Below are 22,397 nucleotides of genomic sequence, written 5' to 3'. Positions count from 1 at the left end.
GCCGACTCGTCCTCCGAGGCCTCCGCCGAAGCCGCCGCTGCAGCCGATGCGTCGACCGACCCCGATAGCACCGCCGACCAGTCGACCGATCCCGATTCCGCGGCCACTGCCGACGCATCGACCGATCCGAATGCCGCCGCAGACCCAAATGCGGCGACCGATCCGGATGCGTCTGCGGACCCCGATGCCGCGACAGATCCCGATGCGTCGGCCGATCCCGAAGGATCTGCTGACCAGTCAACGGACCCCGACGCGGGCACGGACCCCGACGCAGCTGCTGATCCAGACGCCTCGGCGGATCCTGACACCGCGGCCACTGCCGACGCATCGACCGACCCCGACGCGTCTGCTGATCCGGACTCGTCCGTCAATGTCAATGCCGCCGCTTCCGCCTCGGCCTCAGCCAACGCCGACGACGACGGCAACCCAGCCGCCCAGGTCGCCGCACAGGCAGCCGCCGACGAGGACGCCACCACCACCGCCTCGGCAGCAGCGAACGAGAACGCCGAAGCAGCCGCGGAATCCGCCGCGAACGAAGAGGCCACCTCGGACACCACTGCCGATACCTCCTCGGACCCGAACGCCGCCGCGAACGAATCCGCCCAGGCCGCCGCCACCGCTGACAACACCGACGACACGAACGCCGATCAGTCAGCAGCAGCCAACGCCGACGCCTCTTCGGCCGCCCAAGCGGCCTCGACGGCCGACTCGTCCTCGGAGGCCAGTGTCGAAGCCGCTGCCGCAGCCGATGCGTCGACCGACCCGGACGGCACCGCCGACCAGTCGACCGATCCCGACGCGGCGGCGGACCCTGACGCTGCAACGGACCCGGACGCGTCAACTGATCCGGATGCGTCTGCGGATCCCGAAGGATCTGCTGACCAGTCAACGGACCCGGATGCCTCCACCGATCCGGACGCCTCCACCGATCCGGACGCAGCTGCTGATCCAGACGCGGCCGCAGACCCCGACGCCGCAGCGGACCCCGACGCGGCTGCTGATCCCGATGCGGCTGCTGGCGCGGACTCGTCCGCCAACGTCAATGCCGCCGCTTCCGCCTCGGCCTCAGCCAACGCTGACGACGACGGCAATCCTGCCGCCCAGGTCGCCGCACAGGCAGCTGCCGACGAGGACGCCACCACCACCGCCTCGGCAGCAGCCGACGCCAACGCCGAAGCAGCCGCGGAATCCGCCGCCACCGAAGAGGCCACCTCGGACACCACAGCCGATGCCTCGGCGGACCCGAACGCCGCAGCGAACGAATCCGCCCAGGCCGCCGCTACCGCTGACAACACCGACGACACCAACGCCGATCAGTCAGCGGCCGCCAACGCCGACGCCTCTTCCGCGGCCCAAGCAGCCTCGACGGCCGACTCCTCCTCCGAGGCCAGTGTCGAAGCCGCAGCCGCAGCCGATGCGTCGACCGACCCGGACGGCACCGCCGACCAGTCGACCGACCCCGACGCGGCGGCCACTGCCGACGCATCGACCGATCCCGATGCCGCTGCAGACCCAGATGCGGCAACTGATCCAGATGCATCGGCCGATCCGGAAGGATCTGCTGACCAGTCAACGGACCCGGATGCCTCCACTGATCCGGATGCCTCCACCGACCCGGACGCCTCGGCGGATCCTGACACCGCGGCCGCTGCCGACGCATCGACCGACCCAGATGCGGCAACTGATCCAGATGCATCAGCCGATCCGGAAGGATCTGCTGACCAGTCAACGGATCCCGACGCGGGAACGGATCCGGACTCGGACGTCAACGTCAATGCCGCGGCCACTGCGTCGGCCTCGGCGAGTGCCGACGACGACGGCAACCCCGCCGCTCAGGCAGCAGCCGAAGCCGCAGCCGACGAGGACGCAACCTCCTCGGCCTCGGCAGCGGCGAACGAGAACGCCGAAGCAGCCGCAGAGTCGGCGGCCACCGAGGATGCCTCCTCCGAAACCTCGGCCGACGCCACCTCGGATCCGGATGCGTCGTCCGAAGCCGCCTCACAGGCAGCGGCAGAGGCCGACAATGCGGACGACGCCAACGCCGCTGCCACGGCAGCCGCCGACGCCGATCCCGCAGCCGCCGCCTCGGCGACAGCCACCGCGGACTCCGGCGCCGAAGCCTCGGCAGCAGCGGCCTCCGACGGGGACCCGAAGGGCTCATCCGATTCGGATGGCGGAGCTGCGGCCGATGCGGCACAGGCGACGTCGACCAGCACCGCCGATGCAGCGGCATCCGCGAACGCCGGTGGATCGGCCGCAGCGGAAGGAGCCGACGGAACATCCAGTGCCGGAGGATCCTCGAACTCCGGTGGAGCGAGCAGCTCAGCCGGCGGCGGGTCCTCCAGCAGCGCAGACGCCTCGGCCGGCACCGGCGGTTCGTCGAGCGCGAGCTCGACGGCCTCCGGAGGCGGAGACCTGCCGCGGACGGGCGCCGACGGCTTGGCGGCGATGATCACCGTCGCGGCTCTGCTCGTCCTCGGCGGTGCCGCCGTCATCCTCGCCTCGCGCCGAGACAGGATATTCCGCGGCCGGCACTGATGCCCGCATGAACGGTCAAGGGGTGGGTCCGACGCTCTCGCGTCGGGCCCACCCCTTCCCCTCTGCCCCGATGCATCGGTGACGAACCGGCACACGGGTCGACCACCTCGGCGGATGATCCTTGAGACTCACGTCACACGGGGGTACGGTCAGAGTAACCAGAGGAGGCAGTGCCATGAGCGGAGTCAACGAGGACCACTACCAGCCGCAGACCCATGCCGGCGACATCATCGAAGTGCGTGACGAGGAGACCGGAGAGATGGTCAAGCGTCGCATCATCCTCGATGAGTTCGGCAACGGGACGAAGACGCGGCCTCTCGAAGAGGGCGAAGAGGACGAGCTGACCGAGAGCAGCTGAACCTCACCAGTGCGCGCGCACGGTCTCCGTCGGTCCGTCGACCTCGGTGAATCCTGCGTCGATGACGCTGATCGGACGGTCTGCATCAGCCCACTCGGCTTTGGTCGGCGTGACCACACGCAGACTGAATCCCGAATCGCGCCAACGATCGCGCACCTCGGCGGGCATCTGCTCGAATGCGAGCTGAGCGCCGTGGGCGACCTGAGCCGCCGCCTTGCCCGTCGTCAGCGTGACCAGCGGTGAGAGTTCGATGGTGACGACCGCCTCGGAGGCGGGAATCGACGTCTCCCCATCAGCGGGGAACTCCGTGTCCCCCACCTGCAGCTTCGACAGCTCACGCGGCAGCGGTGAGACCGGACCGGGAGGGAAGACGTAGGCCTCAGCCGGGGCGAACTCCTCCGTGCCACCGAAGCTCACGCCGACACTGCCGAGGGCACGCGCGTCCTCGAGCTTCTTGCCGTCACCGCGCCGCACCACCTTGCGGATCGCCCCGTCGCGCCAGTACTCGACGGCGTCGAACCACTCCCCCTCCGGCTGGGTGCGCGGATCGTCGAGGAACGTGACGACGGCGCGCGCCGTCGCCTCGAGGACGTCGATATGGCGGGCGAGCGCCGTCTTCGACTTGCGGACGACGATGGGCAGGGACCACGGCACGTCATGGTCGCTCTCGTGTCGCCGCATCTGCTCAGTCATTCGCTTCCTCCGTCGTCTCGGCTGGCGCAGGCACTCCCGCGTCGACAATGACAACGTCGGGCATCGCCGCTTATTCCCGCGCACCTCCTCTCACCTCGATGGATCGGTGCCCCGCGCGGGTAGGCTGGAGGGGTGCGCGCCGATCGAGAGCTGCTCGTGGTCCCGCGCGCCATGAGCTCCGAAGAAGGATCCGATGACGCCCTCCCGTTCCCCGCAGTGGTCCGAATCGATGCCGGCCGACATCCGCGACGCCCTGTCTGCGCAGATGCGCGACGTCCTCGACCTCCAGGAGGCCCGCGCCGCCGAATGCCGTGCGGCCGCCGACCGAGTGATCGCCGCACGGGCCGGACAGGACGGTGGGCAACCCGGCACTCCCGGCACCGACCGTGACGCCGGGGCGCCGACGGAGTTCGCTGCGGCACGCGCCGAATACCGTGCCGAGCGCACGCATTGGAACGAGGGCGGACCGACGATGGCGCGGACCGAGGACGCGCACCTGCGTGTCGGCGACGTCGAGGTGCCCATCCGCATTCACCGTCCGACCGCCGAGGCGGTCCTGCCGGGAATCGTCTTCCTCCACGGCGGCGGCTTCTGCCTCGGTGATCTCGACACCCACGACCGGATCGCGCGGGTCCTCGCCGCGACCTCGGGTGCCGCCGTCATCGCCGTCGACTACTCCCTCTCCCCCGAGGCGGTCTTCCCGCAGGCCCTTCTCGAATGCGCCACCGTCATCGCCCACCTCGCCCGCGACGGCCAGGACTGGGGAGTTGACGGCTCCCGCCTCGCCGTCGCCGGGGATTCGGCCGGGGCGATGCTCGCCCTCGGATCGGCACTGCTGCTGCGCGACGAACCCGAGCGGGTCGGCGCCGAAACCTCCTTCGCCGCGCTCCGGGCTCTCGTCCTCGTCTACGGCTCGCACGGCCTCCGCGACTCTGCGAGTCGTCGCCTCTACGGCGGAGCCTGGGACGGGATGGGGCCCGAGGTGCTCGCCGGAATCGCGAACGTCCACTACAACTCACCGGCCGACGCCGCGAGCCCGTACATCGACCACCTCGGCGCCGATCTCCGCGGTCTTCCGCCGACGTTCATCGCCGCCGCGGGCCTCGACCCGCTGCGCGACGACAGCCGCGCCCTGGCCGCCCTTCTCCAGCGTGCCGGCACCGACGTCGACTTCATCGAATACCCTCACGTGCTCCACTCGTTCCTCCACTTCGGGCGGGTCCTCGACGAGGCGAACGCGGCGCTCACGGCAGCCGCGGACTTCGCCGCGGCGCAACTCGATGCGGAGAACTGACGGCGAACGATGTATCCTTGAAGATCTTGCGATTTCGCTCGGCGAAATCCCTGCGTCGTCAGGATCACGCGACTCTGCGCCCGCACACCCCAGCTGCGGCGCATGCTCGGCGAAACCCGTTCCTCTCGGCGAACGAGAACGCGGTCCCGCGTTCGGACACCCTGCCGGGTTGCACGATTGCCGCCACCACTGCGTGGTTTCGCAGCGCGCACCTGCGCGTCGAAAGGCCACCCCATCACCTCTACCACCGCTCCGGCCCAGTCGTTCTCCGCTCTCGGAGTCCCCTCCGCCCTCGTCGACCGTCTGGCCGCCGACGGCAAGACCGAGGCCTTCCCCATCCAGCAGGACACCCTGGCCGACACTCTCGCGGGCCGCGACGTGCTCGGTCGGGGGAAGACCGGCTCGGGAAAGACCCTGGCCTTCTCCATTCCGATGGTCGCCAACCTCGCAGACACCCAGCCGGCACGACCGGGCCGCGGCCGGGCTCCGCGTGGGCTCGTCCTCGCACCCACCCGTGAGCTCGCCACGCAGATCACCGCCGTGCTCGATCCCCTCGCCCAGGCCGCCGGACTGACGACCACGACGATCTTCGGCGGAGTCAAGCAGAAGAAGCAGGAAGCGGCGCTCAATGCCGGCGTCGACATCGTCGTCGCGTGCCCCGGACGCCTCGAAGACCTGCTCCAGCAGGACCTCGTCTCCCTCGACGACATCGAGGTCACCGTCCTCGACGAGGCCGACCACATGGCCGACATGGGCTTCCTGCCCGGCGTCACCCGTCTCCTGGCGAAGACCCCGGCCACGGGCCAGCGGATGTTCTTCTCCGCGACGCTCGACAACGACGTGGACAAGCTCGTGCGCCGGTTCCTCCACAACCAGGTGCTCCACTCCGTCGACGACCCGAACTCGCACGTCGATGCCATGACCCACCACCTGTTCGAGGTCACCCCCGAGGACAAGGGCGACCTTGTGCACCGACTGGCCTCCGGAGCCGGACGGCGCATCCTCTTCACCCGCACGAAGCACCGGGCCAAGCGGCTCGCCCGACTGCTCACGAAGCAGGGCATTCCCGCTGTCGACATGCACGGCAACCTCTCGCAGTCCGCCCGCGAGCGCAACCTCGCGGCCTTCGCCGATGGCGGGGTCAAGGTGCTCGTGGCCACCGACGTCGCGGCTCGCGGCGTCCACGTCGACGCCGTCGAACTCGTCGTCCACGTCGACCCGCCCACCGAGCACAAGGCCTACCTTCACCGATCCGGCCGCACCGCGCGGGCCGGCAGCACCGGCGACGTGGTCACCATCATGACCCCGGAGGAGCGCAAGGACACCCTCGCGCTGCTGCGCAAGGCGAAGATCTCCGTCAAGCCGCAGAAGGTCTCCGCCGAGTCGCCCCAGGTCGGCGAGCTCGTCGGTGAGGTCGCTGCCTTCGTCGAGCCGCAGGAAGCGAACCCGGAACGGGTCCGCGGCACGGAACCGGTCGAGACGGTGGCGTCACCGGCGAAGAAGCGCTCGTCCCGGCGCCGCCGCGGACGCCGCGGTGGCAACGGACAGTCGGGCGCCGCTGCGTCCTCCGAGTCGGCAGGCGGAAACCAGTCACGTGCACAGGCGCCGGCCGGCGGCGCGAAGAACCGCGGGGGTTCGGGCTCCCGGAACCGCGGTCGGGGCCGCGGCGAGACGTCGGGCCGTGCTGAGACCTCGGGTCGCACGGAGTCGTCGGGCCGCACTGAGTCCCGCCGCGGGGAGCAGTCCCGCCGCGGCACCACTGCGGGCTCCGGCCAGCGGCGGAATGCCGCATCCCGGCGCGGGGAGTCTCAGGGCACTCGCGGGACCAGCGCTGAGACCCGCCGTCGCAATCGCTCACGCGCCGCGACCGGAGGTTCCCAGCAGGTCTACTCGACGAGCAGCTGACCCGCACCGGCACTTGCTCAGTACGTCGGCACGTCGTCGATGAGCGAGCGGGTGTACGCGTGCTGCGGGTTCTCGAGCACGGAGCCCGCGGGCCCGTAGTCGACGACCTTGCCCTTGTTGAGCACTGCGAGGTTGTCGGCGATGTGCCGCGAGAGCGCGATGTTGTGCGTGACGAAGAGCATCGCCAGCTGCCGCTCGGCGCGCAGGGTGCGCAGCAGGCCGATGATCGAGGCCTGCACGCTGACGTCGAGGGCCGAGGTGATCTCGTCGCAGACGAGCACATCGGGCGCATTGACGAGCGCCCGGGCGATCGCCGCCCTCTGACGCTCACCACCGGAGAGGTCTCCGGGCCGCCGGTGGTAGAAGCTGCGGCCCAGCCGCACCGCATCGAGTGCCCCCTCGACTGCGGCCTTCCGGCTCGCCGCCGTCCCGTCCCCGCTCATCTCCAAGGGCACCGTGAGCGACTGCCCGATCGAGCGCCTCGGGTTGAGGGAGGAGAACGGGGACTGGAAGACGTACTGGATCCCGATCCGCTGCTCGTTCGTCCGCTTCCGCGTCGATTTCGCGAGTTCGACCCCGCGCAGACGCACCGCACCCGAGTAGTCGTCGTTGAGCCCGGCCACGCACCGCGACAGGGTCGTCTTGCCCGACCCCGACTCCCCCAGCAGCATCGTGCACTCCCCGGGTTCGAGGGTGAGATTGATGCCGTCGAGGATCTGCGCCTTCCCGTAGGCGAGTGCGACGTCGGCGACGTCGAGGAGCGGGGTGCTCGCCGAGGCGGCCCGCCCATCCCGTTCCACGGCCGTGACCGGGGCTGCCGCGCTCGGCTCGTCGCCGATCTGCTTGTCCCCGGCGAGGTCGGGAACTGCGGCGAGCAGCATCTTCGTGTAGTCGTGGGCAGGTCGTGAGAGCACCTCCTCGACCGGTCCCTCTTCGACGAGGTCGCCGCGGAGCATGACGGCCACCCGGTCGGAGATGTCCTTGATGACGGCGAGGTCGTGGGTGATGTAGAGACCGGCGACATTGTTGGCCACCGTCATCTGCCGGATCGTGTCGAGGACGACGGCCTGCGTGGAGACGTCGAGGCCGGTCGTCGGCTCGTCGAGGATGAGGACGTCGGGGTACATCGCGAACGCCATGGCGATGCCGATGCGCTGCTGCTGACCGCCCGAGAGCTGGTGCGGCCACCGACTCTGATACGCCCGGTCACCGGGCAGACCGACGTCGGTGAGCACCTCGGTGATCCGCGCCTCCCGCTCCGCCGAGGAGGACCCGAAGCCGTGGATCTCGAGGACCTCGCGGATCTGATCGCCCACCCGCATCGCCGGGTTGAGGGAGAGGGCGGGATCCTGGGGGATGTAGGCGATCCGCGATCCCCGCAGGGCGCGGACGGCCTCCTCGCCGAGGTCGAGGACCTCGACGGCGGTGTCCTCCCCGCGCGGCCACAGGCTCACCGAGCCCGAACCGTACTTCAGCCCCGACCGGAAGTGGCCCATGCAGGCGAGCCCCGCGGTCGTCTTGCCCGACCCGGACTCCCCGACCAGGCCGAGGATCTCTCCGCGGCTGAGGGCGAAGTCGACGCCGTGGAGGATCTCGTCACCGGCCATGGTGTCGATGCGCAGGTCGCTCACGCGCAGGACGATGCTCTCGTTCGGCGCGGAGTCGACGCCGGCAGCGGTGTCATTGGTCGTGGTCATCATTCCTCCACTGTCGTCGATGCGGTGGCCCGGGCGAACGAGTCCGCGAGCAGGTTGGTGCCGATGGTCAGCAGCGCGATCGCGATGACCGGCAGCAGCACGCCCCACGGCTGGATGCTCAGCGCGATGCGGTTCTCGTTGATCATCAGGCCCCAGTCGGCGGCCGGCGGCTGCAGGCCGAGTCCGAGGAAGGACAGTGAGGCGATCGCACCGATCGAATACGTCAGGCGCAGCCCCGCCTCAACGCTCAGCGGCCCGGTGATGTTGGGCAGGAGCTCACGGACGAGGAGCTTCGACCGCGGCATCGCGTACATCTCCGCGGCGAGGATGTAGTCCTCGTTGATGACATTGAGAGTGGCCGACCGGGCCACCCGGGCGATGCGCGGGGCGTGCGTGATGCCGATGACGGTGATGAGCACCCAGCCCTGCGGTCCGAGCACGGTGATCGCCAGCAGCGCGAACACGAGCTGCGGGATCGCCAGCAGGACATCGTTGAGTCGCATGAGGATCGCGTCGAAGCGCCCGCCCACATAGGCGGCGAGCATGCCGACGATCGCGCCGAGGACCATGCCGAGCGCCGTCGCGAGCACCGAGTAGATGATGAGCGTGAGCCCACCGGCGAGGAAGCGGGAGAGCACGCTGCGGCCGAGGTTGTCGGTGCCGAAGAGCCCGTACGGGGAGAACGGCTTCGCGACGAACTCGGTCGCCGTCGACCCGGTCGCCCACGGCAGGAGAAGAGGACCGCAGAAGGCGAGGAGAACGATGAACGCCGTGAGCACGAGGCCGATGCGCCCCTGCTTCTGCGCGATGACGCGGCGGAAGAAGGGCACATAGGTCGTCTGCGACTCCTTCGGCACCTCCGCGGCTTCGATGGCGTCGGATTTCATGTCGTCGAGGTTGCTGCTCATGCTGCGCTCCTCAGTTTCGGGTTGGTGAGGATGCCGACGATGTCCGCGGCGAGGTTGACCACGACGTAGACGGCGGCGACGAGCATCGAGATCGCCTGGACGACCTGGACGTCGCGGTAGGTGACGGCGTCGATGAGCGCCTGCCCGATGCCGGGGTACCGGAAGAGGAACTCGACGACGACCACGCCGCCGGCCAGCCATGCGAGCTGGATCGCGACGACCTGGGCGACGGGACCGAGCGCGTGGGGCACCGCGTGACGGAAGATCACCCGGCGTTCGGGGACGCCCTTGAGGCGGGCCATCTCGACGAATCCGGAGTCGAGGACTTCGATCATCGTCGCCCGCATCATCCGCACGATGTAGGGGGTGACGACGAGGACGAGGGTGGCCGTGGGCAGGACGAGCTGCGCGGGGATCAGCCACACCGGCTGGCCCGGCGGGGCGAGCGTGACGGCGGGCAGGATCTGGAACACCGAGGTGGCGAAGATCGCGATGAGGCCGATGCCGATGACGAACTCGGGCATCGCGGCGAGCACGAGGCTGATGCCGGTCAGCGCCTGGTCGCGGCGGGTGCCGCGGTGCAGCGCCGAGTAGACGCCGAGGCCGATGCCCAGCGGCACGGAGATGATCGCGGCGAGCGCCATGAGGACGAAGGAGTTGCCGATCCGCGGTCCCAGCAGCTCCGAGACCGGTCCGCCGGTCGCCGTCGAGGTCCCGAAGTCGCCGACGAAGAGACCGCCGAGCCACTCGAGGTAGCGCTGCCAGGCCGGCAGGTTGAGCCCGAGCTGTTCGTTGAGCGCCGCGATGCGCTCCGGGGTGGCCTGCTGGCCGAGGATCGCGCGGGCCGCGTCGCCGGGCAGGAGGAGGGTGGCGCCGAAGACGATGAGGGAGACGGCGAGGAGGATGAAGGCGGAGAAGATCAGCCTGCGAATGATGACCTTGGCGAACATGTCACACCTTCCCGATCCACACGCGGTCGAAGCGCCAGCCGCCCAGGGGCCTGCCGGTCGCATTCGGTTCGAGGCCGCCGACGTATTTCTGGTAAGCGTCGACCTGGTTGGCGAAGCCCCAGATGATGTAGCCGCCGTTGTCGTAGAGGATCTTCTGCGCCTCGTGCTCGAGGTTGCGCCGCGAGGCCGGGTCCGGCAGGGAGCGCGCCTCTTCGACGATCGAGGTGAAGTTCGGGTCGTCCCAGTGGGTTTCGTTGAACGGCGATTCCGGCATCACACACGACACGCACTGCGGGAGGAAGTCACGCGTGTACCAGAAGTCCTGCGCGAAGTCCCACTGCAGATAGTTCTCCCCGAAGAACGTCGTCGCATCGACCCGGCGGATGCTCACCCGGATGCCGGCGTCGGCGGCCTGCTGGGCGAACACCTGCGCGGCTTCGACGACACCGGACTGGATGGGAGCGGTGACGAGCTCGACGTCGAGACCGTCGGGGTGCCCCGCCTCGGCGAGGAGCTGCCTGGCCTGCTCGACATCGCGGGTGCGCTGCGGGAAGTCGGGGTAGTTCTCACTGAGGGGACCGAACATGTCGTTGCCGATCGTGCCGAAGCCGGAGAGGACCTGCTCGATCATCTGCTCCCGGTCGACGACGAGGCGGAAGGCCTGCCGCACCCTGACGTCGTCGAAGGGCGGACGATCCACGCGCATCGTGAACGGCAGCCACATTCCGGTCTCGGAGTTGAGGATCGCCATCCGCTCGTCGGCGCCGATGACCTCGACGAGGGCGAGCGGGATCTGCGCGATCGCGTCGACCTGGCTTGAAAGGAGGGCGTTGATGAGAGCGTCGGAGTCGTTGAAGTTGAGCAGGTGGACGGCGTCGAGCCAGTTGCCGTCCGTGCGCCAGTAGTACTCGTTGCGTTCGAGCACTGTCGACACGGCCGCGGTGTGCGATCCGAGCTTGTACGGCCCCGAGCCGACGGGTGCGGCCGGATCGTAGTCGCGGGGGACGATGCCGGTCGTGTACTCGGAGACGGAGTCGTCGAGGAGGCCGTTGGGTTCGCTGAGCCGGAACTCGACGGTGCGATCGCCGGTGGCGACGACCTCGTCGAGCATCGTGAAGCTCGCTGCCGCGGTCTTCGGATCATCGGGATCGTTGATCCGCTCGAACGAGAAGACGACGTCGTCGGGGGTGATGTCGCGCCCGTCGGAGAACTTCAGCCCCGGCCGCAGCGTCGCCGTCCACACGGTCGCATCGCCGTTGGGCTTGAAGGATTCGGCGAGCTCCGGCTGGATCCTGTAGTCGTCGGTGCGCGAGAGCAGGCAGTTGTAGAGGTTGATCGTGCGCGCGATGTCGCCGGAGTTGACGGGGATGTGCGCGTCGACGGTGTCGGCGGAATTGCCGCCGGTGACCCCGACGCGCAGGGTGCCGCCGCGGACGGGTTCGCCGGCGGAGATGTCGCCGACTGCCGCGCCGCCGCAGGCGCTGAGTCCGGCGAGCGCGGTGAGCGAGAGTCCCGCTCCCAGCGCTTGTCTTCGGTTCGGAGTGTTCATGGGCCTTCTTCCTGGAGTGGTTCGTCCTGGAGATGTTCCGCGGACCGCGGCCGCGCGGCCGGGTCCGGAGGTCGTGTCGCTGCCCGCATCGGCGCGGGCTCTGCGCCGGGGACGAGGATGTGGGCGCGGAGGAAGGTGTCGATCATCGCCAGCGCGTCGTCGTCGGTCAGACTCATCTGGGCGGTGCTGCGAGCGACGCCGAGTCCGTCGATGAAGACGCTGAGGTTCTTGACCATGAGGTCGGTGTCGCCGTCGCGGACCTGGCCGACGCGCTGACCGGCGACGACGACGCCGCGGATGAGGTCCATCCATTTCGCGTAGACGGCGGCGAGGTTGAGGCGGGAGCGCTCATCGACGACGGCGCGGGCCCAGCTCTGGATCCAGATCGACCACACGCGGCGCACGGTGGGGTCGACTCCCGCATGGACGCGGGAGAACCGCAGGAGCACCTCGGCGGGGTCCTCGGGTTCGACGAGGTCACGGGCGGTCGCGATGATCTCGAGCGAATAGTGCAGGGCCGCCTCGAGCAGCGCGGTCTTCGTCCGGAAGTGGTAGTTGATCGCCGAGGCCGACAGGCCCGCCGCGGCGGCGATGTCGTGGACGCGCACGGCGTCGATGCCGCGGTCTGCGTAGAGCTCCCAGGCGGCGGCGACGATGCGGCGGCGATTGCGGGTGCCCTTCGACATCCACGTCGTCGACGCGTCCGGACGGGGGAGGTCATCGCCGGCGGCGGGCGGTGCGGAGGCGCCCTCACCGGCCGCCTCGGTGAGCGAATGGGTGGGAGCCAGCGGGGCGGTCTGTCGCCGAGGTGCTCCCTCCTCACGTCCGAGCGTGAGCCAGTCCGTGGTGACGTCGGTGAGCTGGGCGATGCGCGTGATCTCCTCGACGCGGAACTTGCGGGTGCCGGCGAGGGACTTCGAGAGCTTGCTCGGTTCGAGACCGATGCTGCGGGCGACTTCGCTGTGGTTGATTCCCGCGTCCCGAATGGCATTGCGCACACGGGTGCCGAGGCCGGCGCGACCGCCGTGATCTGCTTCTCTGCCCTCGAACACCATCCCAGTGTGCACACCTGTTGCGATTATGGCAAGAGTTACTCTGGTTTCGTGTAGTTTTCGTGACCGGACCGCAATGTGACTTTCCCGAGAGAACCGGGCCGGACTCAGGCTCGAGCCGGCTCCGCGGCCGTCGTCCACTAGACTCTCCGGGGCAATCGGAATCGTCGGACGAACACGGAGCAGGCACGACATGCGTTCATCCCTGAAGTCACTGACCGCGAAGAAGCCTCCCATCAGCCGGTGGGTGCGCAAGGCGGGGCTGTCGGCTCTCAACTCGCGGCCGTGGCAGGCGACCAGTCGCTGGCTGCGGGGGGCGAAGGCGATCGAACGCCTCGAAGCGAAGTACGATGGTTCGGGTCTCGAGACCCCGGTCATCGCATACTTCGGCGACGGGCCAGCGAAGATCTACCAGATCCTCCAGTGGATCCCCATCTTCGAAGAGCTCGATCGGACGCATCCGGTGGCGATCGTCCTCCGGTCCCCAGGCGCGCTGCAGGAGCTGCGCGCGGTGACGAAGCTGCCTCTCGTGCTCAAGCGCCAGTTCGATCCGCTCCAGGACTTCTACTACGACCTCGATCCGAAGGTCGCCCTCTACGTCAACAACGGCGTGCGCAACTTCCAGTCGCTCGGCTATGCGCCGATGGTCCACGTGCACCTCAACCACGGTGAGAGCGACAAGATCTCGATGGTGTCGAACCAGGTCAAGGCCTACGATCGCGTCTTCGTCGCCGGTCCCGCCGCGATCGACCGGCACCGGAAGGCGCTCATCGAGTTCGATCTCGGCAAGCTCGTCGAGGTCGGCAGGCCGCAGCTCGACATCGATCAGACATCGACGCTGTCGCCGACGACGAAGCGCACCGTGATGTACGCCCCGACGTGGGAGGGCGAGAACGACGCGAACAACTACACCTCGCTCGACCTCTTCGGCGAGGCCATCGTCGCAGCGATCCTCAGCACCCCGAACACCCGCCTCGTCTACAAGCCGCACCCCCGGGTCGAACAGTCCGACGACCCCGGTGTCGTCGCAGCCGATGCGCGGATTCGGGAGCTCATCGCCGAGGCGGACCGTGCCACGACCGACCGCGCCGAGACCGCCGACGCGGGACCAGGCGGCACCGGTTCAGGCGGCACCGGGGCAGGCGGTGGGCATCTCATCTCGATGCAGGGCGACATCCTGCCGATGTTCGCCGACGTCGACCTCATGGTCACCGACGTCTCGAGTGTCGGTCTCGACTTCCTCTACCTGCGGCCGGAGAAGCCGATCATCATCACCGATCGGCGGGACGATCTCGCGGCGATCAATGAGGATTCGCCGATCACCCGAGCCACTCCCGTCGTGTCGCAGTCGACGATCGCCGGGATCGCCGATACGATCGCCACCGAGCTCGACGCCGATACCACGGCGGCCCAGCGCGCGGAGCTGCGCGAGTACTATTTCGGGCGCCGTGCCGTCGGCGATTCGACCCGGGAGTTCGTCGCCACGATCTCCGGGCTCATCGCCTCACGGCAGCGGGAGATGCTCGCGAAGTCCGACCTCGACTGAGAGACCGGCCTCAGCGACCGAACCGCCGTCCTCAGCGACCTGACCGTCGGCCTCAGCGGGCCATCTCGCGGAAGAGGTCCTCCCACCGGTCGAGGATGCGCTCGGGGGCGTACTGCGCCATATCGGCGCGAACCTCGTCCGACATCTGCGCCAGCGCCGCAGGATCGGCGGCCAGCGCCTGCAGCCGCTCGGCGAGGGCGGTGACGTTGTTCTGGGCGACGATGTACCCGGTTCGCCCGGAGTCGATGAGCATCTCGACACCCGGTGAGCAGTCGAAGGACACCGTGGGCATGCCGGAGAGTCCGGCCTCGACGATCGAGATCGGCAGCCCCTCGTGCTGGGAGGAGATGACGTGGATCTTCGCGCTCGCGAGCACCTCGGCGACCGCGTCGGTCTTGCCCATGAGCGCGGCACGGGGAATCGCGCGGTCATCGATGAGGGCCTGCAGACTCTCGCGCAGTTCGCCCTCGCCGTAGAGCTCGACGCTCCAGTCGGGAAGGGCGGGAGCGATCTCGGCCCAGGCCGCCAGCAGGTAGTGCAGCGACTTGACCTCGTCGTACCGCCCGAGCGCGACGATGGTGTTGCGGCGCGCGGTCCCGGTCTCCGCCGCAGAGGCACCGGTCTCCGTCCCGGACTCGGTCTCCGCCCCGGCGAGGGTGACGGGGTTGGGGATCCACCCGGTGTTGTTCAGCCCGGCGAGGCGGAAGCGCTCGGCGTCCTCGGCCGTGAGGAACACGGTGCGGTCGACATCGGCGTAGGCCTGCAGCACGCGGCTGGCGTCCCGCCCGGTGCGCGTGGCCCCGTCGTAGGACCCGTGGTACTGGCCGATGACCCGCGGCTGGCGGGGATCGGCGGCGTCATAACCGGCTTCGAGCATGTGCTCCATGCCGTAGACCTGCGTGCAGATGATGAGCGTGCGCGGACCCCACTCGGGCAGGAGTGTCCGCAGCTTGTCGACGGCGATCTTGCGCAGGTCGAAGCGCTTCCGGTACCGCCGCATGCGCTCCCGGTCCTTCTTGTCCGCGTCGGAGCGGATCGTCCAGTCCGGCGGCGGAGGCTCGGGCATGAGCGTGCGCACCGTGATGTCGGCGGAGCGCTCGACGACCTGACCGTGACCCTCCGGCGGGGGCGAGACCCCGACGAGCTCGGTGGCGTATCCCCGGGCGTGGAACCCGTCCGCCATCGTGCTGATGAAGCGTCCGACACCGCCGAGGCGGTCGACGTCGTTGGCCATGAGGACGATCCGATCGAACTGCGTCTGCGCCATCACTGGCCTCCCCAAATCGTTGCGATCGTCGTCGCGGCGGCGTCCCCGGGTTCAGTGCCGACGAAGTCCTCCCGGAAGCGGCGCCGCAGCGGCTCCGCCTCGTCGTCTCCTGCGGCTCTGATCGCCGCGACGAGTTCCTCCTGGTCGGTGACCAGCGGTCCGGGACGATGGTCGCGCAGGTCGAAGTAGGTGCCGCGCGCGGAGTTCGCGTAGTCGTCGAGGTCGTACGCGTAGAGGATGATCGGCCGGTCGAGACTGAGGTAGTCGAAGATGATGCTCGAGTAGTCGGAGACGAGGATGTCCGCGGCCTGGAGCACCTGCGCGGTGTCGGCGATGCCGCTGACGTCGATGACCCGGCCGCGCAGGTGCGGCGGCACGGCGATGCGGTTGAGGTAGTGGGGCCGCAGCAGGATCTGATAGTCCTCACCGAGGTCGTCGACGAGTTCGGTGAGGTCGAGTTCGAGCGAGGCCTGCCCGCGGGTGCGGAACGTCGGGGCGTAGAGCACGCTCGTCTTCGCCGGGTCGAGGTCGAGGCGCGCCTTGGCCGCGGCGATCCCTGCGGTGTCGCTGACGAGAACGTCGTTGCGCGGCGATCCCACCGGCAGCTGCGCACGCTCATACCGGAACGCCGGCACGAAGGTGTCGCGGAAGTAGGCGCTGGGGATGCTGAGGAAGTCCCAGTAGCCGACTCTCCGTTCGAGATCGGCGATGTCCTCTCGCGCGCCGAACTCGAGGCTCGGCTCGTCGAAGCCCATCTTCTTGATGGGGATGCCGTGCCACGTCTGGATGTAGACCTGACCCGGTCGTTTGACGTAGCCGACGGGCAGGGTCTGGTTGTCGATGATGTACTTCGCCCGGGCGAGCGTGCGGTAGTAGTCGACGGTGTTGCGGATGACGACGTCCTCGCGGCCAGCCGCCCAGCGCTGGTTGGCCGCCGCCACGACGACGATCCTGAGGTCGGGTCGGGTGCGTCGCAGCTCCGCGGCGAGCACGTGGGGCGAGTCGGACTCGGTGGTGCCCATGTGGGATTCGACGACGACGAGGCGGTCGTCGAGCTGCTCACGAGCCTCCGCGGCGATCCGCTCCCCTTCGGCGACGAGCGCATGGGAGGGCAGGGGAACGTATCTGTCCCGCAGCGCGGTCTGACCCGTCGAGAGCAGCGGCTTGATCGCCCGGCGCAGTCGCCGGCGCTGCTTCCCGATCCGGGCGAGGCGGAAGGCCAGGGTGCCGATCTCCGTGGCGTAGGGCTGATAGCGGATGTTGGCGAGCGACTCGGCGACCCCGTGGGGCTGGGTCTTCTGCTTGCTGCCGACGAATCCCTTCTTCACCCGCAGCGGGAGGAGCGTCGAGGCGGTGCCGTTCGTCAGCTCCATGCGGATGGAGATCTTCGGCCGCACGGCACGGTCGATGGCGGCGGGGAACTCGAACTCGGTGGTCCATTCCACCTCGCCGTCGGCGGTGCGCTCCCAGCGCACGGGCGCCACCCATTCCCGCTGGAAGCCCCAGCGCTCCCTGATGAGCATCCGCGCGGTGAGATCGGGCCGATCGAGCTTGGCGAACGAGTCGGGGATGCGCCCGGAGATCGTCACCCGGTTCTTCCCGTCGATGGCGACGGCGTCGACGGCATTGTAGAACTTGAACGCGTACCACGGGATCGCGACGACCTCGGCGGCGTCGAAGGTCGCGAGCATGTGCTCACGGGAGTCGTCCGGGTAGGCGGCGAAGGTCTCCGGCTCCCACAGGCTGCGCTGCCCACCCGGCTCCCAGTCGCCGTAGAGATCCCACGTGCCCGAGGCGATGTGGGCCATCCGGGAGACGAGGTCGACGTCCTCGGCGAGGGCCGACGCGACGAGCAGCCGATCGTCGCGGGGCACGTCGGCGTAGATCTCGGTGGGGATCGATTCGATGAGCGGCTTGAGTTCGGCGAGGAGCTCAGGCGCGAGGTTGGGCACCTGTCCGTGGGCGATGTCGTTGAGGTAGAGCCGGGCGTCGTGGCGGAGGATCTTCAGCTGCAGGCGGGCATGGAGCGCCGGCACGGTGGCCGGATCGGCGACCCGGAGGACTTCGGCGAGAGCGACCTTGCGGTGCTGGAGGTTCCTGATGTCGTCGCGCTGGTTCGTGATCGACTTGCGGACCTTGATGGGATAGAGGTTCCACTGATAGACGAATTCGGGGATGACGCGGATGCCCTCGGCCTTCGCGAACACCTCGGCGGTGAAGATGAGGTCCTCGTAGTGGAGTTCCTCCCGGAAGCGGATGCCATTGGCCCGCAGCATCTCCATGCGGTAGAGCTTCGCCACGGCGATCGTGTCGATGCACAGCTCCGGGTTCTCCTCGATCGTGTCGAAGTGCTGCTCTTCCCGGTAGAGACGGTGGTGCCAGCCGCGGAACTTCTTCTTCGCGATGTCCCGGCGCCGCGTCTTGGCCATGACGATGTCGGCTTCGCTGCGCTCCGCGGCCGTGAGCAGGTTGTACGTCGCATGGCGCTCAAGGATGTCGTCGCTGTCGAGGAACGTCAGGTACGGGGCGCTCGCGTTGTCCATTCCGATGTTGCGCGGCGCCCCCGGCCCGCCGCTGTTCTTCGGCGTCTGGAACACCCGCAGCCGCGGTTCGTCCCGCGCCAGCTCGGAGACGTACTCGAAGGACCCGTCGGTGGAGCAGTCGTCGACGACGATGACCTCGGTGCCCTTGAGCGTCTGGTCGAGGGCGGAGCGGATCGCGGTGCCGACGTTCGCGATGTCGTTGAACATGATGATGACCACGGTGACCAGCGGTCGTCCGTCGATGCCCCAGACGGTCTCCGGCGGGGTGTTTGCGGTCGTGTCGGCGGCGCGCACCGCTGAGTGAGTCAAAGTGTTCTCCGTCGTTGTCTTCTCTATCGGTCGGGCGCTGCCCTGGGGCGGCTCAGACGACCGGGGGTCGGCCGTGGCGCGCCATGCGCAGGACACCGCGCCCGGACAGCTTCCGGTGCTGCTCGTCGTCGCTCCACGGGTCGAGCTTCCACCCGTCGCGCCACCCCTCGAACCACGGGCGCAGCTGGTCGGGCTTGTTCGCCCATTTCAGGCACTGCATGAGCGTCCACGATCCAACGTACATCCAATTGAATGGCCACGGCAGGTTCCGCCGGGCCAGCCACACGCGGTTGCGGGCGTTCATGTAGAAGTACTCGTCGTGGCGGCTCGGGTCGATGACGGGGTGGGCGACGGCGAGGTCGCCCATGTACCACACGGAGTACCCGGCGTCCCAGACCCGCCACGCGAGTTCGATGCCCTCATGGGCGTACCAGAACGGGGCCGGCCAGCCGCCGCATTCGTCGAAGGCCTTGCGCTGCATGCACACGGCGCCCTCCCACACGGAGAAGACGTTCGAGGAATGGTCGGCCTCGCCCTTCTTCAGGCGCGGAATCCAGCGCTTCGGCGACGCTGGTCCGCCCGGCTCCTCGACGCGGGGCTGGACGAGCCCGATCTTCGGCTTCGTGCGCATCAGCTGGGCCATGCGCATGAGCGTGGTGTCATCGGGCAGCCAGGCATCGTCGTCGAGGAAGAAGAGGAACTCCCCCTTGACGTGCGGCACCCCGGCATTGCGCCCGGCGGGGATGCCGAGGTTCTCCGGCAGGGCGAGACGCTTGACGGCCGGCGGGATGCCCTGCGGCTCCCAGCCGTTGCCGACGCACACGATGTCGAGGTCGACGCCCTTCTGCGCGAGGAGCGAGTCGAAGCCGCGGTTGAGCTCCTCCAGTCGCTTGCCCTGGGTGAGCACGACGACGCCGAAGGTGTACTTCCGGTTCGCCTCGAAGCGCTGGGCGAGGACCCGTGAGGTGTTCGTCATGACAGCCTCTTCGACGCCATGATCGACATGAAGTGGCCGATGACCGAGAGCAGGCAGAGCGGCACGAGGATGAGCACGAGCCAGCGCTCACCGACGAGCGGGGCGGCGCCGAGCGGCACGACGACGGCGGTGACGATGCTCGAGAGCAGGGCGAGCAGCGAGAGTTCGACCGAATGGTAGATGCGGTGGAACGGGACGAACCGGGCCGCGCGCTTGAGCTTCGCGGTGAAGCCGGGGTTGAGCGCGGTGGCGGCCTGCGAGTCGGCGAGCTTGTCGAGGCCGTTGAAGGCGCGGGACACGTGCACCATGTCGTTGAGCGCCTTGTTGAGCAGGACGAGGGAGGCGAGCATGGAGCCGGCGAGCAGGTACGGGTACGTGCCGCCGGGATCGGTGGCGAGGTTCGACCATTCGCCGACCGCGCGCGCCCCGAGTGCGAAGGCGACGAGGCCCTCGGTCGTGTAGTGGCCGACCTTGTCGAGGAAGACGCCCTTGGCTCCGCTCGTGCCGCGCCACCGCGCGACCTCTCCGTCGCAGCAGTCGATGTACATCTGCACCTGCGAGAAGAAGACGGCGAGGACGGCGCCCCAGATCCCGGGAATGAGCAGCGACGCGGCGATGCACCACCCGGCGACGATCATCATCCCGGTCACGCCGTTGGCACTGATCCGGGTGCGCACGAGCAGCATCGTGAAGTAGATGGAGAAGTGCCGCAGGTAGAGCTGAGCCGTCCAGTGCTCGGCGTTCTTCCGCGTGCGGACCTCGATCGGCTGGGCCTTGGCGCGCAGTTCGGCCAGGGTCGGGTATCGTGACTGCTTCTCCGCGCTCACTCCCGACCTGCCTTTTGACTGCATCTGACCCCGACAATTCACGCCAAGTTTACCGACTGTCCAAACCACTGGCCACTTCCGTGACCGCCGACACGACCGCGTGTTTCCCGCAGGGCGTCCTGACCGACCCCGCCGCAGCGGTGGGCGGTCACCGTTCAGCCCACCGTGAAGCTGAGGTTGTCCTTGACCGTGCGATACGCGGTGATCCGCCCGTCCGCGCCCGGCGCGTCCGCGGCGGCATCCGTGCCGCAGGCGATCCTCGGGTGGTGGATCCCGTCCGTGCCCGTCCACTGCCACCACGCGTCGAGCGTCGCCCCTCCCGGCACGATCGACAGTTCCTCTCCGCTGAAGACGGCCCTGCCGTGCGCATCGACCGCCGAGGCGAACGCATAGCTCCCGTCGCGCGTGCCCAGGACGACAGCGAAGTCCTCACCGGGGGCGGTGCCTCCGATGGTGATGCTCACCCCGCCGTCAGCGGTCGTCTCGGGTGCCGCGGTGAGTGCGGGGACGGTCGTCTTCGGCCGGTTCTTCGCCGTTGCCCGCAGCCGCGAGAAGAGCTCCGCCCAGCGTGCGGTGACGCTGTCGTCGCTGAATGTCGCGGCCTTCGCCACGGCGGCGCGCCGCAGGGCGGCGATCGCTTCGGCGTCGGCGTCGAGGAGGCCGGTGATCGCGTCGGCCATGGCGGTGCTCTCGGCGACGAGGTACCCGTTGACCCCGGAGTCGATGATGTCGGAGGGACCGTATCTGATGTCGTAGGCGAGCGGGATGCAGCCTCTGGCCATGGCTTCGATGAGCACGACGCCCATGCCCTCGAAGGAACTCGTGAGGAGGATGAAGGAGTGGTCGCGCAGCCTCTCGGCGGCGCCGTCGACGTGGCCGGAGAAGGCGACGCGGGAGCTGAGGACATCGCTGTCGGCGACGATCGCTTCGAGCTCGGCTCGCTTCTCCCCGTCGCCGATGATCTCGAGGGACATCTCGGGTCCGACCCGGGCGACGGCGGCCAGGGCCTTGTCGATGCGCTTCTGACCCGTCAGTCGAGCGAGCACGACACCGCGTCCCGGCGGCCGGGGATCGCTCTCCGGTGACGGGTGTCCGATCTCGTCGACGGCGGTCGAGTTGGGGATGACGACGAGCGTCGGCGCGCTGCCGAAGGCGGCGGCGAAGTCCGCCCGCTGCTTCTCGGTGAGGAAGACGAGGAAGTCGTAGTCGAACCAGTGCCTGAGGATCTCGATCCGGGAGCGGGTGAAGGGACCGTTGACCGACGCGGTTCCCGGGTGGAGGTGTGAATTGTGGAGGACCTGGCCGATGCGCAGGTGGTCGCGCTTGTAGCGGTGGAGGAACGTCGCGATGAACTTCGATTCGTTGATGAGGATCGACGACTCCCCGCCGGTCGCGGCGTCGAGCCATGCGAAGTAGAAGTCTCTGGCGCGGGCGAACTCGGAGACGCAGCGACCGTCGTGGTCGAGGAGCACGAGTCGCCGCGCACTCCCGGTGCGGTCGTCGATGAGGAAAGTCGTGCCGTCTGGGCGCAGATGATCGACCCGGTCGATCGTGCCGTCGGCGGCGAAGTACTCGATGTAGCGGTCGGCGGCGTTCGTCGGCCCCGGTGCGTGCTGTGGGGGAACCCCGGCCTCGGCGGGGCGACCGCCGAACCGGCGCAGGGCACGCCGATCGTAATCGGCGACCTCGTCCCAGGCGTTGCGCAGACGCATGCCGTCGATGAGTTCGCCCGTCTCCCGCAGGCGCTGCCGGGCCTCGGCGACGTCGAGGCGGTAGTCGAGGGTGAGGACATCGACGTCGATCCCGAGGAGGGTGACGAAGTTCCGTGACCGGCGCAGCATGACCTTGGTGAGACCGCCGAACTCCTGGGGGATCGACCAGGTGAGGTCGAAGATGCGGGTCGGTGGGCCCGAGTTCGAGGCGGTGGCGCGGCGGATTCGCCGGAGCAGGCGGTTGAGTGGCATAGAGGGCGTTCCTTGGTGGTG

The 22,397-nt window shown here is 68.9% G+C and carries 15 protein-coding genes and 1 pseudogene; 5 read left to right on the top strand and 11 right to left on the bottom strand.

The window, feature by feature from the left end; genetic code table 11:
• Positions 1-2,538, top strand: a pseudogene (locus ABD154_RS01345) (hypothetical protein); the annotation flags it as partial.
• A gap of 175 nt (positions 2,539-2,713) precedes the next feature.
• Positions 2,714-2,896 (top strand): hypothetical protein, encoded by a 183-nt coding sequence (locus ABD154_RS01340; protein WP_198499485.1) that lies wholly within the window; start codon positions 2,714-2,716, stop codon positions 2,894-2,896.
• Between the two features lie 3 nt (positions 2,897-2,899).
• On the opposite strand, the gene ABD154_RS01335 is transcribed toward ABD154_RS01340, so the two are convergent.
• Positions 2,900-3,589: a peptidyl-tRNA hydrolase gene (locus ABD154_RS01335; protein ID WP_344249560.1), complete on the bottom strand. Its 690-nt coding sequence runs from the start codon at positions 3,587-3,589 to the stop codon at positions 2,900-2,902.
• 193 nt (positions 3,590-3,782) lie between these two features.
• Here ABD154_RS01335 and ABD154_RS01330 point away from each other — a divergent pair, with 193 nt between their 5' ends.
• Both ABD154_RS01330 and ABD154_RS01325 read left to right on the top strand, forming a co-directional pair.
• On the top strand, positions 3,783-4,883 hold the full coding sequence (locus ABD154_RS01330; RefSeq protein WP_344249558.1) for an alpha/beta hydrolase fold domain-containing protein: 1,101 nt from the start codon (positions 3,783-3,785) through the stop codon (positions 4,881-4,883).
• 177 nt (positions 4,884-5,060) lie between these two features.
• Positions 5,061-6,788, top strand: coding sequence for a DEAD/DEAH box helicase (locus ABD154_RS01325; RefSeq protein ID WP_425546715.1), 1,728 nt, complete (start codon positions 5,061-5,063; stop codon positions 6,786-6,788).
• Between the two features lie 17 nt (positions 6,789-6,805).
• Here the strand turns inward: ABD154_RS01325 and ABD154_RS01320 are convergent, their stop codons facing one another.
• From ABD154_RS01320 to ABD154_RS01300, 5 genes are read right to left on the bottom strand one after another with little or no spacing between them, the layout of a single operon-like run.
• Positions 6,806-8,485, bottom strand: coding sequence for an ABC transporter ATP-binding protein (locus tag ABD154_RS01320; RefSeq protein WP_344249556.1), 1,680 nt, complete (start codon positions 8,483-8,485; stop codon positions 6,806-6,808).
• Entirely contained in the window at positions 8,485-9,393 is a 909-nt protein-coding gene (locus ABD154_RS01315) for an ABC transporter permease (protein ID WP_198499489.1), read from the bottom strand. The genes ABD154_RS01320 and ABD154_RS01315 overlap by 1 nt, the downstream gene beginning before the upstream one ends.
• The gene (locus tag ABD154_RS01310; RefSeq protein WP_198499490.1) at positions 9,390-10,343 is read right to left on the bottom strand and encodes an ABC transporter permease; all 954 of its coding nucleotides are present in this window, start codon (positions 10,341-10,343) and stop codon (positions 9,390-9,392) included. The genes ABD154_RS01315 and ABD154_RS01310 overlap by 4 nt, the downstream gene beginning before the upstream one ends.
• 1 nt (position 10,344) lies before the next feature.
• Positions 10,345-11,892, bottom strand: coding sequence for an ABC transporter substrate-binding protein (locus ABD154_RS01305; RefSeq protein ID WP_344249552.1), 1,548 nt, complete (start codon positions 11,890-11,892; stop codon positions 10,345-10,347).
• Complete coding sequence (locus ABD154_RS01300; RefSeq protein ID WP_425546714.1) at positions 11,889-12,947, bottom strand: TetR/AcrR family transcriptional regulator; 1,059 nt, start codon at positions 12,945-12,947, stop codon at positions 11,889-11,891. The genes ABD154_RS01305 and ABD154_RS01300 overlap by 4 nt, the downstream gene beginning before the upstream one ends.
• Before the next feature lie 190 nt (positions 12,948-13,137).
• Here ABD154_RS01300 and ABD154_RS01295 point away from each other — a divergent pair, with 190 nt between their 5' ends.
• Positions 13,138-14,490, top strand: coding sequence for a CDP-glycerol--glycerophosphate glycerophosphotransferase (locus ABD154_RS01295; RefSeq protein ID WP_344249548.1), 1,353 nt, complete (start codon positions 13,138-13,140; stop codon positions 14,488-14,490).
• A 52-nt stretch (positions 14,491-14,542) separates the two neighbouring features.
• Here ABD154_RS01295 and ABD154_RS01290 read toward each other — a convergent pair whose 3' ends face one another.
• The 5 genes from ABD154_RS01290 to ABD154_RS01270 all read right to left on the bottom strand — a co-directional run bounded on the left by ABD154_RS01290 (position 14,543) and on the right by ABD154_RS01270 (position 22,376).
• Positions 14,543-15,757 carry a glycosyltransferase gene (locus ABD154_RS01290; RefSeq protein ID WP_344249546.1) on the bottom strand — a complete coding sequence of 405 codons (1,215 nt, stop codon included), beginning with the start codon at positions 15,755-15,757 and terminating at the stop codon, positions 14,543-14,545.
• Positions 15,757-18,609, bottom strand: a complete 2,853-nt coding sequence (locus ABD154_RS01285; protein ID WP_344249544.1) for a bifunctional glycosyltransferase/CDP-glycerol:glycerophosphate glycerophosphotransferase — start codon at positions 18,607-18,609, stop codon at positions 15,757-15,759. Before ABD154_RS01285 ends, ABD154_RS01290 begins: the two co-directional genes overlap by 1 nt.
• A 52-nt stretch (positions 18,610-18,661) precedes the next feature.
• The gene (locus tag ABD154_RS01280; RefSeq protein ID WP_198499495.1) at positions 18,662-19,585 is read right to left on the bottom strand and encodes a glycosyltransferase family 2 protein; all 924 of its coding nucleotides are present in this window, start codon (positions 19,583-19,585) and stop codon (positions 18,662-18,664) included.
• Positions 19,582-20,412 carry a CDP-alcohol phosphatidyltransferase family protein gene (locus tag ABD154_RS01275; protein ID WP_344249541.1) on the bottom strand — a complete coding sequence of 277 codons (831 nt, stop codon included), beginning with the start codon at positions 20,410-20,412 and terminating at the stop codon, positions 19,582-19,584. Before ABD154_RS01275 ends, ABD154_RS01280 begins: the two co-directional genes overlap by 4 nt.
• A gap of 155 nt (positions 20,413-20,567) precedes the next feature.
• The gene (locus ABD154_RS01270) at positions 20,568-22,376 is read right to left on the bottom strand and encodes a glycosyltransferase (RefSeq protein ID WP_344249539.1); all 1,809 of its coding nucleotides are present in this window, start codon (positions 22,374-22,376) and stop codon (positions 20,568-20,570) included.
• Positions 22,377-22,397: the final 21 nt, after the last annotated feature.

The sequence above is a fragment of the Brevibacterium sanguinis genome (genome assembly GCF_039528855.1).
Taxonomy (GTDB): domain Bacteria; phylum Actinomycetota; class Actinomycetes; order Actinomycetales; family Brevibacteriaceae; genus Brevibacterium; species Brevibacterium sanguinis.
The sequence above is the reverse complement of the archived record's forward strand: the minus strand, read 5'-3'. Positions and strand labels throughout refer to the sequence as shown.